The organism is Enterobacter sp. CPE_E1241 (genome assembly GCF_045618265.1).
Lineage (GTDB): Bacteria > Pseudomonadota > Gammaproteobacteria > Enterobacterales > Enterobacteriaceae > Enterobacter > Enterobacter adelaidei.
Genome location: NZ_JBIWYV010000001.1, coordinates 3,445,350 through 3,460,561 on the forward strand (window position 1 = coordinate 3,445,350; position 15,212 = coordinate 3,460,561).

The 15,212-nt window shown below is 55.4% G+C and carries 15 protein-coding genes; 4 read left to right on the forward strand and 11 right to left on the reverse strand.

From position 1 onward, the window contains the following. Window positions 1-19 precede the first annotated feature (19 nt). Together ptsI and crr are read left to right on the forward strand one after the other, a co-directional pair. Window positions 20-1,747, forward strand: a complete 1,728-nt coding sequence (ptsI, locus tag ACJ9Y9_RS16855) for a phosphoenolpyruvate-protein phosphotransferase PtsI (RefSeq protein ID WP_028016167.1) — start codon at window positions 20-22, stop codon at window positions 1,745-1,747. A gap of 40 nt (window positions 1,748-1,787) precedes the next feature. Beyond that, entirely contained in the window at window positions 1,788-2,297 is a 510-nt protein-coding gene (gene crr / locus ACJ9Y9_RS16860; RefSeq protein ID WP_003861316.1) for a PTS glucose transporter subunit IIA, read from the forward strand. Window positions 2,298-2,341: 44 nt separating this feature from the next. Here crr and pdxK read toward each other — a convergent pair whose 3' ends face one another. From pdxK to ACJ9Y9_RS16910, 10 genes are all read right to left on the reverse strand, one after another. Further along, the gene (gene pdxK, locus ACJ9Y9_RS16865; protein ID WP_028016166.1) at window positions 2,342-3,178 is read right to left on the reverse strand and encodes a pyridoxine/pyridoxal/pyridoxamine kinase; all 837 of its coding nucleotides are present in this window, start codon (window positions 3,176-3,178) and stop codon (window positions 2,342-2,344) included. Window positions 3,179-3,183: 5 nt separating this feature from the next. Further along, window positions 3,184-4,095, reverse strand: a complete 912-nt coding sequence (cysM, locus tag ACJ9Y9_RS16870; protein WP_028016165.1) for a cysteine synthase CysM — start codon at window positions 4,093-4,095, stop codon at window positions 3,184-3,186. A 115-nt stretch (window positions 4,096-4,210) separates the two neighbouring features. Continuing rightward, the gene (gene cysA, locus ACJ9Y9_RS16875; RefSeq protein WP_028016164.1) at window positions 4,211-5,305 is read right to left on the reverse strand and encodes a sulfate/thiosulfate ABC transporter ATP-binding protein CysA; all 1,095 of its coding nucleotides are present in this window, start codon (window positions 5,303-5,305) and stop codon (window positions 4,211-4,213) included. Then, window positions 5,295-6,170 (reverse strand): sulfate/thiosulfate ABC transporter permease CysW, encoded by an 876-nt coding sequence (gene cysW / locus ACJ9Y9_RS16880; protein WP_028016163.1) that lies wholly within the window; start codon window positions 6,168-6,170, stop codon window positions 5,295-5,297. Before cysW ends, cysA begins: the two co-directional genes overlap by 11 nt. Beyond that, on the reverse strand, window positions 6,170-7,003 hold the full coding sequence (gene cysT / locus ACJ9Y9_RS16885) for a sulfate/thiosulfate ABC transporter permease CysT (RefSeq protein ID WP_028016162.1): 834 nt from the start codon (window positions 7,001-7,003) through the stop codon (window positions 6,170-6,172). Before cysT ends, cysW begins: the two co-directional genes overlap by 1 nt. Next, the gene (locus tag ACJ9Y9_RS16890; protein ID WP_028016161.1) at window positions 7,003-8,016 is read right to left on the reverse strand and encodes a sulfate ABC transporter substrate-binding protein; all 1,014 of its coding nucleotides are present in this window, start codon (window positions 8,014-8,016) and stop codon (window positions 7,003-7,005) included. The genes cysT and ACJ9Y9_RS16890 overlap by 1 nt, the downstream gene beginning before the upstream one ends. 176 nt (window positions 8,017-8,192) lie before the next feature. Next, window positions 8,193-9,092 carry a Dyp-type peroxidase gene (locus ACJ9Y9_RS16895; protein ID WP_028016160.1) on the reverse strand — a complete coding sequence of 300 codons (900 nt, stop codon included), beginning with the start codon at window positions 9,090-9,092 and terminating at the stop codon, window positions 8,193-8,195. A gap of 92 nt (window positions 9,093-9,184) precedes the next feature. After that, the gene (locus ACJ9Y9_RS16900; protein WP_028016159.1) at window positions 9,185-9,760 is read right to left on the reverse strand and encodes an RpoE-regulated lipoprotein; all 576 of its coding nucleotides are present in this window, start codon (window positions 9,758-9,760) and stop codon (window positions 9,185-9,187) included. 63 nt (window positions 9,761-9,823) lie between these two features. Next, the gene (locus ACJ9Y9_RS16905) at window positions 9,824-10,273 is read right to left on the reverse strand and encodes a DUF2919 domain-containing protein (RefSeq protein WP_028016158.1); all 450 of its coding nucleotides are present in this window, start codon (window positions 10,271-10,273) and stop codon (window positions 9,824-9,826) included. Then, the gene (locus ACJ9Y9_RS16910) at window positions 10,260-10,685 is read right to left on the reverse strand and encodes a GNAT family acetyltransferase (protein WP_023308738.1); all 426 of its coding nucleotides are present in this window, start codon (window positions 10,683-10,685) and stop codon (window positions 10,260-10,262) included. The genes ACJ9Y9_RS16905 and ACJ9Y9_RS16910 overlap by 14 nt, the downstream gene beginning before the upstream one ends. 212 nt (window positions 10,686-10,897) lie before the next feature. Here ACJ9Y9_RS16910 and amiA point away from each other — a divergent pair, with 212 nt between their 5' ends. Next, window positions 10,898-11,773, forward strand: a complete 876-nt coding sequence (gene amiA / locus ACJ9Y9_RS16915) for an N-acetylmuramoyl-L-alanine amidase AmiA (protein WP_023308739.1) — start codon at window positions 10,898-10,900, stop codon at window positions 11,771-11,773. Continuing rightward, window positions 11,773-12,672, forward strand: coding sequence for an oxygen-dependent coproporphyrinogen oxidase (hemF, locus tag ACJ9Y9_RS16920; protein WP_028016157.1), 900 nt, complete (start codon window positions 11,773-11,775; stop codon window positions 12,670-12,672). The genes amiA and hemF overlap by 1 nt, the downstream gene beginning before the upstream one ends. Window positions 12,673-12,719: 47 nt before the next feature. Here hemF and maeB read toward each other — a convergent pair whose 3' ends face one another. Beyond that, on the reverse strand, window positions 12,720-14,999 hold the full coding sequence (maeB, locus tag ACJ9Y9_RS16925) for an NADP-dependent oxaloacetate-decarboxylating malate dehydrogenase (protein ID WP_028016156.1): 2,280 nt from the start codon (window positions 14,997-14,999) through the stop codon (window positions 12,720-12,722). Window positions 15,000-15,212 lie beyond the last annotated feature (213 nt).

The following is a 15,212-nucleotide window of genomic DNA, read 5'->3' on the forward strand; positions in this document are numbered from 1 at the left end:
TCACAAGTAAGGTAGGGTTATGATTTCAGGCATTTTAGCATCCCCGGGTATCGCTTTCGGCAAAGCACTGCTGCTGAAAGAAGACGAGATCGTCATTGACCGGAAAAAAATTTCTGCCGACAAGGTTGATCAGGAAGTTGAACGTTTTCTGAGCGGTCGTGCCAAGGCATCTGCGCAACTGGAAGCAATCAAAACTAAAGCTGGCGAAACTTTCGGTGAAGAAAAAGAAGCCATCTTCGAAGGGCACATCATGCTGCTCGAAGATGAGGAGCTGGAGCAGGAAATCATAGCCCTGATTAAAGATAAAGGCATGACAGCCGACGCGGCTGCACATGAAGTTATCGAAGGTCAGGCGACTGCCCTGGAAGAACTGGATGACGAATACCTGAAAGAGCGTGCGGCTGACGTACGTGACATCGGTAAGCGCCTGCTGCGCAACATCCTGGGTCTGGCCATCATCGATCTGAGCGCAATTCAGGATGAAGTTATTCTGGTTGCTGCCGACCTGACCCCGTCAGAAACCGCTCAGTTGAACCTGAAAAAGGTTCTCGGTTTCATCACCGACGCAGGCGGCCGTACTTCCCACACCTCAATCATGGCGCGTTCTCTGGAACTGCCAGCCATCGTGGGCACCGGTAGCGTCACCTCTCAGGTGAAAAACGGCGACTATTTGATTCTGGATGCCGTAAACAATCTGGTTTACGTCAACCCAACGAATGAAGAGATCGAAAAACTGCGCGCGGTTCAGGAGCAAGTTGCGACTGAAAAAGCGGAACTCGCTAAGCTGAAAGACCTGCCAGCAATCACCCTGGACGGTCATCAGGTAGAAGTGTGCGCAAACATCGGTACCGTACGTGACGTTGATGGCGCTGAGCGCAACGGTGCGGAAGGTGTCGGTCTCTATCGTACAGAATTCCTGTTCATGGACCGTGACGCGCTGCCTACTGAAGAAGAGCAGTTTGCTGCATACAAAGCCGTGGCTGAAGCCTGTGGCTCTCAGGCGGTTATCGTCCGTACCATGGACATCGGTGGCGACAAAGAGCTGCCGTACATGAACTTCCCGAAAGAAGAGAACCCGTTCCTGGGCTGGCGTGCAGTACGTATCGCGATGGATCGTAAAGAGATCCTGCGCGATCAGGTACGTGCTATCCTGCGTGCGTCTGCTTTCGGTAAACTGCGCATCATGTTCCCGATGATCATCTCTGTTGAAGAAGTGCGTGCACTGAAGAAAGAGATCGAAATCTACAAACAGGAACTGCGTGACGAAGGTAAAGCATTTGACGAGTCAATCGAGATCGGCGTGATGGTGGAAACACCGGCTGCGGCGACCATTGCGCGTCATTTAGCCAAAGAAGTTGATTTCTTTAGTATCGGTACCAATGATTTAACGCAGTACACCCTGGCAGTTGACCGTGGTAATGATATGATTTCACATCTCTACCAGCCAATGTCACCGTCCGTACTGACGCTTATTAAGCAAGTTATTGATGCTTCTCATGCAGAAGGTAAATGGACTGGCATGTGTGGTGAGCTTGCAGGCGACGAACGTGCTACACTTCTGTTGCTGGGTATGGGTCTGGACGAATTCTCTATGAGCGCCATTTCCATCCCGCGCATTAAGAAGATTATCCGTAACACGAACTTCGAAGATGCGAAGGTGTTAGCAGAGCAGGCTCTTGCTCAACCGACAACGGACGAGTTAATGACGCTGGTTAACAAGTTCATTGAAGAAAAAACAATCTGCTAATCCACGAGATGCGGCCCAATTTACTGCTTAGGAGAAGATCATGGGTTTGTTCGATAAACTGAAATCTCTGGTTTCTGATGATAAGAAAGACTCCGGAACTATTGAGATTGTTGCTCCGCTCTCCGGCGAGATCGTCAACATCGAAGACGTGCCGGATGTAGTGTTTGCTGAGAAAATCGTTGGTGATGGCATTGCTATCAAACCAACTGGCAACAAAATGGTTGCTCCAGTTGACGGCACCATCGGTAAAATTTTTGAAACCAACCATGCGTTCTCTATCGAATCTGATAGCGGTATCGAACTGTTCGTTCACTTCGGTATCGACACCGTTGAACTGAAAGGCGAAGGCTTCAAACGCATCGCGGAAGAAGGCCAGCGTGTTAAAGTTGGCGACCCAGTGATTGAATTCGATCTGCCACTGCTGGAAGAAAAAGCCAAGTCTACCCTGACTCCGGTTGTTATCTCCAACATGGACGAAATCAAAGAACTGATCAAACTGTCTGGCAGCGTCACCGTGGGTGAAACCCCGGTTATCCGCATCAAGAAGTAATTCTTGCCGCACAGAAAAATGGCGCCTTCGGGCGCCATTTTTGTTTATGCGGGCAGGATAAGCTCATCGTAACCTTTCGACTGCGTGTAAATCATCACATCCGTCACCCGATCGCCGGCCATGCGAATGGCATCGGCAACGGTTTTGCCCTCAACAATTCCGCTTACCAGCTCTGAACAAAACAGATCGCCCGTCCCTTTCAGGTCCGTTTCAACACGCGGGTGTGCGCTTACGGTCACGCCTTCATTCGTCACCAGCACCACGTGAATGTTTTGCGGGTCGTCAGCGACCGGCGCGCTGGTGATCGCCACCCATTTCAGGCTGTCGGAGAGCAGTCCCTGCGCCGCCGCGATGGCGCTTTCCGGCGTTCGGCACGGTTTGCCGCTTAACACTTCCAGCTCATAGACGTTTGGCGTGATCCCCTGCGCCAGCGGCAGCAGGTGCTCCCGATACGCTTGCGGGATCTCGGGCTTCACGTACATCCCGCTGTCGATATCGCCGATGACCGGGTCGACCAGCACCAGCAGGTCCGGGTGCCGTACTTTGATGACCCTGAGCCATTGTCCGAGCAATTTAATCTGGCTGGCGCTACCCATATAGCCGGTAGTCACCGCCTTCAGCTCACGAAGGATGTCGCGCTCTTCCAGCGCTTTCAGATAACCGCTGAACCACTCATCCGGGATCACGCCGCCGTAGAAGGTGTCATAGTGCGGCGTGTTGCTAAACAACACCGTCGGTACGGCGGTGACGCTCAGCTGATGGGTACGAATATTCGGTACCGCAATGCTGTTCCCCACGCTGCCATATACCACCTGCGACTGCACCGCGACAATATCGGTTTGTTGCGCCCGGGTGTTATCCCGGAAAAGAATCATCTCCATGATGCTTAAATCCCTGCCCCCTGCGAATAACTCTCTTCACCAAAGACGCCGGTAGACAGATAACGATCGCCGCGATCGCAGATTATTGCCACGACCACTGCACCCGGGTTTTCCTTTGCAACCCGAATCGCACCCGCTACCGCGCCGCCCGAACTGACGCCACAGAAGATACCTTCACGGACGGCCAGCTCGCGCATGGTATTTTCCGCCTCGCGCTGATGAATATCCAGCACCTGGTCCACAAGCTGCGCATTAAAGATCCCGGGCATGTATTCCGCAGGCCAGCGGCGAATGCCCGGAATGCTGCTCCCCTCTTCCGGCTGCAGACCAACGATAGTGACGGTTTTTTCCTGCTCTCGCAGAAAACGCGATACACCGGTAATGGTGCCCGTGGTGCCCATGCTGGAGACAAAATGGGTGATCCGTCCTTCCGTTTGCTGCCAGATTTCCGGGCCGGTGGTGGTGTAGTGCGCGTACGGGTTATCCGGGTTGTTGAACTGATCGAGCAACTTGCCTTCACCGCGTTCAGCCATCTCCAGCGCTAAGTCACGCGCCCCTTCCATCCCCTGCTCTTTGGTCACCAGAATCAGCTCCGCACCGTAAGCTCGCATGGCGGCGCGGCGTTCCTGACTCATATTGTCCGGCATCAGCAGCTTCATGCGGTAGCCTTTCAGCGCCGCAATCATTGCCAGCGCGATACCGGTGTTGCCGCTGGTCGCCTCAATCAGCACGTCACCGGGCTTAATTTCTCCGCGTTTTTCAGCCTGGACAATCATCGACAGCGCCGCGCGGTCTTTCACCGAGCCCGCCGGGTTATTGCCTTCGAGTTTGACCCAGATTTCGCTGCCGTTGGCACACCCCATGCGCTGAAGCTTGACCAGAGGGGTGTTGCCGATGGTGTGTTCTAATGTACTCATGTTCGCTGCCCAATAAAAAGCCCGGTGGCGCTTTCGCTTACCGGGCCTACAGAGAGCATGATTGTAGGCCGGGTAAGCGCAGCGCCACCCGGCAAAACTACGTGACCTTAACCTATCAGGCTGACTCCGCCAGAGCAATATCCTCGCGCGTCTCAATACGTTCCTTCCCGTGATAAATACGCGCATGCTGCAGACCGACAAACAGGCGTTCTCCCCGGTGCGGTGGCTCCTCATCGCGCATGACCACGGTTAGCGGCTCGGTATACCAGCCCAGCGGTTGTACCACCAGTTGGGTGTAGTGCCCTTTAGGGCTCGCTTCCAGCACCTGCACCGGCAGCGGTGAGTCAAGGCTGGTGCGACGGCTCACGTCCACTTCCCACGGACGCAGGAACAGGTCGACCGGCCCCTGATGCGCAGAGGTATATCCCAGCGGCCAGCGGTGCGCGCCCACGTGGAATTGCCCCCCGCGAATAGTGCCCTGTAAACGGTTCACTTCGCCCATAAATTCCAGCACGAAGCGGGTCGCCGGTTCACGCCAGAGCTGCTCCGGCTCGTCAACCTGCTCAATATTACCCTGGCTCATGACCACCACACGGTCCGCGACTTCCATCGCCTCTTCCTGATCGTGGGTCACGAAGACGCTGGTAAATTTAAGCTCTTCATGAAGCTGACGCAGCCAGCGACGCAGCTCTTTTCGCACCTGCGCATCCAGCGCACCGAACGGCTCATCCAACAGAAGAATTTGCGGTTCAACGGCTAGCGCACGCGCCAGCGCCACACGCTGTTTCTGACCACCGGACAGCTGGGCCGGGAAACGGTCCGCAAGATGGGCCAACTGCACCATTTCCAGCAGTTTGGTCACTTTCGCTTTAATGGTTGCCGCATCCGGGCGCTCGCGACGCGGCAGCACGGTCAGGCCAAATGCGATGTTATCGAATACGGTCATGTGGCGGAACAACGCGTAGTGCTGGAACACAAAACCTACTTTACGATCGCGGGCATGCAGGCGGCTCACGTCGGTACCGTGGAAGCGGATATGCCCGCTGGTCTGATGCTCAAGCCCGGCGATAATACGCAGCAGCGTGGTTTTACCCGAACCAGACGGTCCCAGCAGCGCCACCATTTGTCCGGAAGGGATATCCAGCGAGATATCATTCAGCACCTGGGTGCGACCAAAAGACTTCTTAATATTGGCAATCTCAATGCTCATGATTTCCCTCCTGATGCTGACGTTTTTCCTGATTTTCTAAACGCCACTGCACCACACTCTTCAAAAACAGGGTCAAAATAGCCATCAGCGTCAGCAACGCTGCGGCAGTAAACGAACCGATGGTGTTGTAGTCCTGCTGCAGCAGCTCAATCTGTAGCGGCAGCGACAGCGTTTCACCGCGAATAGAACCGGAGACGACGGAAACGGCGCCGAACTCACCAATCGCGCGGGCGTTGGTCAGCACCACGCCGTAAAGCAGCGCCCAGCGGATATTCGGTAGCGTCACGCGACGGAACATCTGCCAGCCTGACGCGCCCAGCAGCACCGCCGCTTCGTCTTCGTTGCTCCCCTGGCTCAACATCACCGGCACCAGTTCACGCACCACAAACGGACAGGTCACGAAGATGGTGACCAGCACCATGCCCGGCCAGGCGAACATGATCTGCAGGTTATGCTCATCCAGCCAGCCGCCCAACGGGCCGTTGGAGCCGTAAAAGAGCAGGTACACCAGACCCGCCACCACCGGCGACACGGCGAATGGAATGTCCAGCAGGGTCAACAGCAGCTGACGTCCCGGGAAGTTAAAGCGCGTCACCAGCCACGCCAGCAGGGTACCGAACACGAGGTTCACCGGCACGGTGATCAGGGCAATCAGCACGGTCAGCCAGATCGCGTGCAGCATATCCGGGTTCGCCAGGTTTTCCAGTGCGGGCATCAGGCCCTTACTGAACGCCTGAACGAAAATATAAATCGTCGGCACGACGAGAATGAGGGCGGAAACCAGCACCCCCGCCCCAATCAGAAACCATTTACCCCAGTTGATGCGGGGTGCATCGTATCGCTTCAATTGCGTAACTTCCGCCATCAGTGACCTACCACACGTCGACCAAAGCGACTTTGCAGAGTGTTAATCGAGTACAGCAGCAGCAGCGAGGCCGCCAGGATAACCGAGGCAATAGCGCTCGCCGCCGGATAATCAAACTCCTGCAAACGGATGAAAATCATCAGCGAGGTGACTTCTGTTTTCCAGGCAATGTTCCCGGCGATAAAAATCACCGCGCCGAACTCACCGAGGCTGCGGGTAAACGACAGCGCGACACCCGCCATCAGCGCCGGAGACAGCTCCGGCAGAACCACCTTGCGGAAGCTCTGCCAGCGCGTGGCGCCCAGCGTTTCCGCCGCTTCTTCGTATTCCGGACCTAACTCTTCCAGCACCGGCTGCACGGTACGCACCACAAACGGGATGCTGGTAAAGGCCATCGCCACTGCGATACCGAGCCAGGTGTAGGTCACTTTGATGTCAAATTTCGCCAGCCACTCGCCGTACAGCCCGTTCACGGAGAAGAGCGACGCGAGGGTTAAGCCCGCCACCGCCGTCGGCAGCGCAAACGGTAAATCCATTAACGCGTCGAGCAACGTACGGCCCGGAAAACGGTAGCGGGTTAAGATCCACGCCATCAGCAGGCCAAACACGCCGTTAAAAATGGAGGCGACAAATGCCGACAGCAACGTCACTTTATAGGCTGCTACCACTTGCGGGTTGGTGACCACGTCCCAGTACTGCGCCCAGCTCATCTGAGCAAGCTGCATTACCAGCGCGCTGAGCGGTAACAGCAAAATCAGACAGACGAACAGCAGGCTGGTCCCGAGGCTTAAGGTAAAGCCAGGCAGCACACGTCTGGAGGAAACTGCAAACATTACTTACGCCCCGCCGCCAGCAATTTATCTAACTCACCGCCGCTGGCAAAATGCGTTTTCATCACATCAGGCCAGGAGCCAAAATGGTCTTCCACGCGGAACAGTTCGGTCTGCGGGAATTTATCTTTCAGTTTGTTCATCACATCCGGGTTATTCACGCGGTAGTAATAATCGGTAATGACGGTCTGCGCCTGAGGGCTGTACAGGTAGTTGAGATAGGCTTTTGCCGCTTTCTCGGTACCGTTCGCCTGCACGTTTTTATCCACCCACGCCACCGGGAACTCGGCCAGGATGTTGGTTTTCGGGATAACGACCTCGAAGCCCTGCGCTTCATACTGTTTACGGATGTTATTCACTTCCGATTCAAAGCTGATCAGCACATCGCCGAGACCGCGTTCTGCGAAGGTCGTGGTCGCCCCACGGCCGCCGGTATCAAACACTTCGACGTTTTTCAGGAACTGGGTCATGAACTGCTCGGTTTTCGCTTTATCGTTACCGTCAGCCTTGTCTGCCGCGCCCCACGCGGCTAAATAGGTATAGCGAGCGTTACCGGAGGTTTTCGGGTTCGGGAAGATCAGCTTCACGTCGGAACGCACCAGGTCGCTCCAGTCGTGAATATTTTTCGGGTTGCCCTTGCGCACCAGGAAGCCCATGGTGGAGTAGAACGGCGAGCTGTTGTTCGGCAAACGGCTCTGCCAGTCCGCCGGGATCAGCTTGCCCTTGTCGTGCAGGATCTGCACGTCAGTCACCTGGTTGTAGGTCACCACATCCGCTTTCAGCCCCTGGAGGATCGCCAGCGCCTGCTTGGACGAACCGGCGTGAGACTGCTTGATGGTCAGCTTATCGCCATTGTTTTCTTTCGCCCACTGCTGTTCAAACGGTGGATTAAGGGCGGCAAACAGCTCGCGTGAGACATCGTATGAGCTGTTAAGCAACTCAGTCGCCTGCGCCTGTGCCACCAGCAGTAAACCTGCCAGCGCCAGAGTTCCTTTTTTCAGTACAGTAACGGCCATTGCGCACCCTTATAAATGTGATGACTATCTTATAGTCATAATATTTATAACGAGGACGAAAGGAGTAACGGTTTTATATACCGTTTGGTGATTTGGAAGCAGAAAAGGGAATAAGGGTGCGGGAGAAATTGCCGGGTGGCGCTAACGCTTACCCGGCCTACGCGTGGAGAGCGGTTTTACAGCGCCAGCAGACGCTCAACGGACGGCGCGAAGTAGTAGCCGCCGGTCACCGGTTTGGTGAAACGCAGCATGGCGTCACGCTTGCCGTCGGTATCACCAAACATGCTCAGCAGCTGCTGCTCAATATTATGCAGGCGCGCGCAGTACGCGCAGAAATAAAGGCCGTGTGTGCCGCTTGCCGTGCCATACGGCAGGCTCTGGCGAACAATTTTCAGGCCTTTGCCATCTTCTTTGAGGTCAACGCGAGTCAGGTGAGAGGTAGCAGGACGCTCGTCGCCGTCAATCTCTTCGTTGGCTTCTTTGGTACGGCCGATCATCATCTCCTGGTCGTGCACGCTCATGCGGTTAAGCTGCTTGAGGTTGTGCTCCCAGCGCTGGACAAACACATAGCTGCCGCCCGCGTCCACACCGTCTTTGATCACCGCGACGTCACGACGCGTCTCTTCACCTGCCGGGTTTTCAGTACCGTCGACAAAACCGCTCAGATCGCGCTCTTCCACCCAACGGAAGCCATGAACTTCTTCCTGTACCTCAATGCTGTCGCCAAACGCCGCGACCGCCGCCTGGGCAACCGAGAAATTCACATCATGACGTAAAGAGAGAATGTGGATCAGCACGTCGTATTGTGTCGCTGGCGCAAGACCTTTGCCGTAAGGGATAAAGTCCTTCAGCTCCTCAGCCCCTTCGCCACCGCTCAACTGACGCCAGACGTTGTTGCCAAAGGCGACAACGGCACCGAGGTGGGCATCCGGGAATTTGGCCTGGAAGGTAGTCAGTTTATCGACGAATACTTTACTGGCGGCACGCAGGGCATCCACGTCCCCTTTAACATTGGCTTCAATCCAAATCGCCGCGCGGCAGTGTTCTGGCAAAATGCCACTCTGAACCTGAGACATCGCTCCTCCTGAAATAAAGATGCCACGTCAGCGTGGCATTGATGGCGGCTATTATACCCTGATTTCAGCGAGGCTGTTTGTTCCGGCGCAAATTACTGCTTCCAGAGTATTTTGCTCACTTTCCAGTTCTTCAGCGTGTCGTCAGACGGCATCAATCCTTCCGGACCGCTCCAGGTTCCAGTGAAGACGTAACTGATGTGCTGGCTACCCTCAGCTTTACATTCCACAGCCACGCCATCGTCAGAAGAGGCGTTTGCACAGTTGCCGAAGGCCTGTTTATAAAGATCGCTAAACGGTGTACCGACCTTCACCCCACTTGCCGTGGGAATAGCGTCATCCAGGACCGCAATGCGGTTCACCGTGCCTTTATCACCGTTAATCACCAGCGCCAGCTTGTCGCCCTTCAGCGCTTCGTAATAGCGAACAATATTGCCATTCTCCGTTTTCATGCCGCTGCGCAGGCGGTAATCGCTGCCGAGCGCATCCTGAATAGCATTCTGGTCCAGCGCCGTTGCGGCGGTAATTTTTCCTACGCCCTGCTCGGTCACTTCCGTTGATGAGCCAAACCAGTTCCACGGATACGCAGCGGACCAGTTAATGGATGAGAGCGTTGAACACCCGGTTAACGCCAGCGGTAGAGCGCATAAAAGTAAACGCAGCGATTTCATTGAAACGTCCTTACTTGTTAAATCAACGCTTGTTGGAGTGCGACATCGGCAAAAAGTGCCGTATTAATCATCCTGATGCGTAAAACAGGCGCGAAGACGCGGGTTGGTCAGCAGCCACAGCAGCGCCACAATATCGGCAACTACCAGCGCAACGCCGATCCCCGTAAGCGGTTCACCGTACCACCAGAGTACCGGTTGCCAGCAGAGCAGCACGATCTGGGCAAAGATCAATAGCCAGCGAAGCGCGCGCCACAAACGAGGGAGCGTATGCCGTCGTCCGCTGCACAAAAAAGCCACTACCGCTGGTACGCCCGGCAATAAGCCAAGCCAGAACGCATCGTGATCGGGGTAAAAAAGGTTTAGCAGCGTGTCGCCCTGCCCGCGCGACGCGCCGGCCATCACAAACAGCACCCAGGTGCGGGCCTGGAGCAGCAGAACGCACCAGAATAAAAAGGGCAGTCTGACGCGGCCCTGCGCGTCATAATCTGCCGGATGGATCTCAGTACTCTTCATCTTCGATCAGACGTTTTCCTAAACTCAAGACGTCAGAATGCTCATAGCCCAGACGCTCATACATGCCCAGTACGACGTCGTTATCTTCCCGCACCATGATCTGAATTTTCGGGCAACCGCGGGCAATGAGCTTTTTCTCAAGACGATTAAGCAATGCATTGGCGATGCCACGACCACGGTACTCCGGGTGAACGCCCAGATAATAGGCCGACCCGCGATGACCGTCGTAACCGCCCATTACCGTCCCCACCACCTCGCCGTTCACTTCCGCGACCAGAAACAGACTGACATCGTGATTCACCTTCCGCTCGATATCCATTTCCGGATCGTTCCACGGACGCAGCAGATCGCAGCGCTCCCAAAGGGTGATCACCTCTTCGAAATCTTCCTGGCGAAAAACGCGTATCTCCATGGTATTAACCGCCTTTTCGGGTTTAAAAACAGTGATTATGGCGTGAACCTCTCGTTTAGCCAATAACCGGGGAAAATCTCACCAAAATTTGGCATAATGTCACTTTGTCACGTATTGAAATGAAAAGTAAAACAATTGCCAATAAGGACTGTCGTAACGCTAATCACGATACGATATAACACCAGGACTCCAATTTTTACAATTCAGGCCGCATGAGCACATTCAAACCATTAAAAGCACTCACATCGCGTCGTCAGGTTCTCAAAGCGGGGCTGGCGGCCTTAACGTTAACGGGCATCGCAAAGCAGGCTCAGGCAAAAGACGAGAGCACGCTCAAAACCAGTAACGGACACAGTAAACCGAAGACCAAAAAGCCGGGCGCGAAGCGTCTGGTGATGCTTGATCCGGGCCATGGCGGGATTGATACCGGCGCCATCGGCAAAAACGGTTCGAAAGAAAAACACGTCGTGCTCGCGATTGCAAAAAATGTGCGCGCGATTTTACGCAGTAACGGCATTGACGCACGCCTGACGCGTTCCGGTGACACCTTCATTCCGCTGTATGACCGCGTGGAGATCGCCCATCAGCACGGTGCGGATCTGTTTATGTCGATTCACGCCGACGGCTTTACCAACCCGTCAGCGGCAGGTGCCTCGGTGTTTGCGCTTTCCAACCGTGGTGCCAGTAGCGCCATGGCGAAATATCTCTCCGATCGCGAAAACCGGGCAGATGAAGTTGCCGGGAAGAAAGCCACCGATAAAGACCACCTGCTACAGCAGGTGCTGTTCGACCTCGTGCAGACGGATACGATCAAAAACAGCCTGACGCTCGGCTCGCATATTCTGAAGAAGATTAAGCCGGTGCATCGTCTGCACAGTAAAGGCACCGAGCAGGCGGCGTTCGTGGTGCTGAAATCACCGTCCATCCCGTCCGTGCTGGTGGAAACCTCCTTCATTACCAACCCGGAAGAAGAGCGACTCCTCGGTACCACGGCGTTTCGTCAGAAGATCGCCAACGCCATCGCCTCCGGCATTATTAGCTACTTCAACTGGTTTGATAACCAAAAAGCGCACTCCAGGAAACGTTGATGAAACCCGATGCTCAACTGGTCAAAACCTTCCTGCTACAGCTGCAGGATGAGATTTGCCAGAAACTGGCCGCCGCAGACGGCGGTGAATTTCAGGAAGATAACTGGCAGCGCGAGGCCGGTGGCGGCGGGCGCAGTCGGGTGCTGCGTAACGGCGGCATCTTTGAACAGGCGGGCGTCAATTTCTCCCACGTTCACGGCGACGCGATGCCCGCATCTGCGACCGCACACCGTCCTGAACTGGCAGGCCGCAGTTTTGAAGCGATGGGCGTCTCGCTGGTGGTGCATCCACACAACCCGTTTGTGCCCACCAGCCACGCCAATGTGCGCTTTTTCATTGCGGAAAAACCAGGGGCCGATCCGGTCTGGTGGTTTGGCGGCGGTTTCGACCTCACGCCCTACTACGGCTTCGAAGAGGACGCCGTGCACTGGCACACCACCGCGCGAGACCTTTGTCTGCCGTTTGGCGAAGACGTCTACCCGAAATTTAAAAAGTGGTGCGATGAGTACTTTTATCTGAAGCACCGCGACGAGCAGCGCGGCATTGGCGGGCTGTTCTTTGACGATTTAAACACACCTGATTTTGATACCGCGTTCAGCTTTATGCGCGCCGTGGGCGAAGGCTATACCGACGCCTATCTGCCGATTGTCGAGCGCCGTAAAAATACCGACTATGGCGTGCGCGAACGCGAGTTCCAGCTCTATCGTCGCGGGCGCTACGTGGAATTCAACCTGGTGTGGGATCGCGGGACGCTGTTCGGCCTGCAGACCGGCGGGCGCACGGAGTCGATTCTGATGTCGATGCCGCCGCTGGTGCGCTGGGAGTACTGCTACGAACCAAAAGAAGGCAGCCCGGAGGCTGCCTTGCGTGAGTTTATTCAGGTTCGGGACTGGGTGTAGCCCTTATCCCCTCTCCCTTTGGGAGAGGGTTAGGGTGAGGGTAAAAATTACAGAGGCTGCGTCTGCGCCTCAACCACCGCCAGCGCCACCATATTCACGATACGACGCACGGAGGCAATCGGTGTTAACACATGCACCGGTTTCGCCACCCCCATCAGTACTGGCCCTACGGTCACCCCTTCAGAGCTGGAGACGCGTAGCAGGTTGTAGCTGATACGCGCCGCCTCAACGTTCGGCATAATCAATATGTTCGCCGATCCTTTCAGCGGACTGTCCGGCATACGTTCGTTACGGATGCTCTCCACCAGCGCGGCATCGCCGTGCATTTCCCCGTCAATCATCAGCTCCGGTGCACGCTCGTGCACCAGCTCCAGCGTCTGACGCATTTTGCAGGCCGCCGCAGATTTGGACGAACCAAAGTTAGAGTGCGACAGCAGTGCCACCTTCGGCTCAATACCAAAGCGACGCACGGTTTCCGCCGCCATCACGGTGATTTCCGCCAGTTCATCCGGGGTTGGGTCATCGTTAACGTAAGTATCGGCAATAAAGGTGTTGCCGCTTGGCAGCAGCAGCGCATTCATCGCCCCGGCGGTATGAACGCCATCGCGATAGCCGAAGATCTCCTGCACCACGCTGAAGTGTTCGTGGTAGTCACCAATGGTACCGCAGATCAACGCATCGGCTTCACCACGATGGACCATGATCGCGCCGATCACCGTCGTGTTGCTGATCACCGCTTTCTGCGCCTGTTCCTGGGTGATCCCGCGACGTTTCATGATCGCGTAGTATTCGCTCCAGTACTCTTTGAAGCGCGGATCGGATTCGTTGTTGACGATCTCGAAGTCGACGCCCGGCTTAATCTGCAGGCCCAGTTTCTGGATACGCATCTCAATCACGCTCGGACGACCAATCAGGATCGGCTTCGCCAGGCCTAAGGTGATCAACTCCTGGGTGGCGTGCAGCACGCGAGCCTCTTCCCCTTCCGCCAGCACCACGCGCTTCGCGTCGGCGCGCGCCTGAGAGAAGATCGGCTTCATGAACAGGTTGGTTTTGTAGACAAACTCGGTGAGTTTATCGACGTAGGCATCGAAATCCTGAATCGGGCGCGTCGCCACGCCAGAATCCATCGCCGCTTTAGCTACCGCTGGGGCAATTTTAACAATCAGACGCGGGTCGAACGGTTTTGGAATGATGTAATCCGGGCCAAAGCTCAGATCCTGGTCGCCATAGGCGGAGGCAACCACTTCACTTTGCTCGGCGTGCGCCAGCTCCGCGATAGCGTGAACCGCGGCAAGCTTCATCTCTTCGTTAATCGCCGTCGCGCCGACGTCCAGCGCCCCACGGAAGATGAACGGGAAGCAGAGCACGTTGTTCACCTGGTTAGGGTAGTCGGAACGACCAGTACAGATAATGGCGTCTTCACGCACCGCTTTTGCCAGCGGCGGCAAAATTTCCGGTTCCGGGTTAGCCAGCGCGAGAATCATTGGCGCGCGCGCCATCTTCTTCACCATCTCCTGGGTCAGCACTTTCGGGCCTGAACAGCCGAGGAAGATATCCGCGCCATCAATGACATCCTCCAGCGTGCGTTTACCATCGTCCTCAACCGCATACGCCGCTTTGGTTTCCGCCATGTTTGGCTCGCGGCCTTTGTAGATAACGCCTTTGGAATCACAGACCACAATGTTGTGCTTCTGCATACCCAGCGCCACCAGCAGGTTCATACAGGCGATGGCCGCAGCTCCCGCACCGGAAACTACCATGCGCACGTCAGAGAGATTTTTCTCCACCACGCGCAAACCGTTCAGAATCGCAGCGGTACTGATAATCGCAGTGCCGTGCTGGTCATCATGGAACACGGGAATGTTCATACGCTCGCGCAGTTTCTGCTCGATATAGAAACATTCCGGCGCTTTGATGTCTTCCAGGTTGATACCGCCGAAGGTCGGCTCCAGCGCAGCCACCACGTTGATGAATTTATCGGGATCGAGTTCATCCACCTCGATATCAAATACGTCGATACCGGCGAATTTCTTGAAAAGAACACCCTTCCCTTCCATCACGGGTTTACCCGCCAGCGCACCAATGTTGCCAAGACCTAATACCGCCGTGCCGTTAGAGATAACGGCAACAAGGTTGCCACGCGCGGTATATTTGTAGGCAGCCAGCGGATCTTTTTCGATTTCCAGACACGGTGCAGCAACGCCTGGCGAATAGGCCAGCGCCAGATCGCGCTGCGTTGCCAGTGGCTTCGTGGGGGAAACCTGGATTTTACCCGGGACAGGGAACTCGTGAAAATCGAGGGCACTCTGTTTTAACTGCTCATCCATCTTCTTTTTCCTTTCACGTATCGGTCAAAAGGGTGACGTAAGCGATCCTGTTGCACACCCTGGTGTGCCGCCTAGTATCGCCGCAGGCCGCCACATAAACTTTGAAGGCTGCCAAACTCTCACCATCACACATTAAAAATTGTTATCAATTTATAACAGCCATGTTACCCGTCTCAAAAGCAATGCCTCCCCCGTCTGCTATGCTTTTTTGTT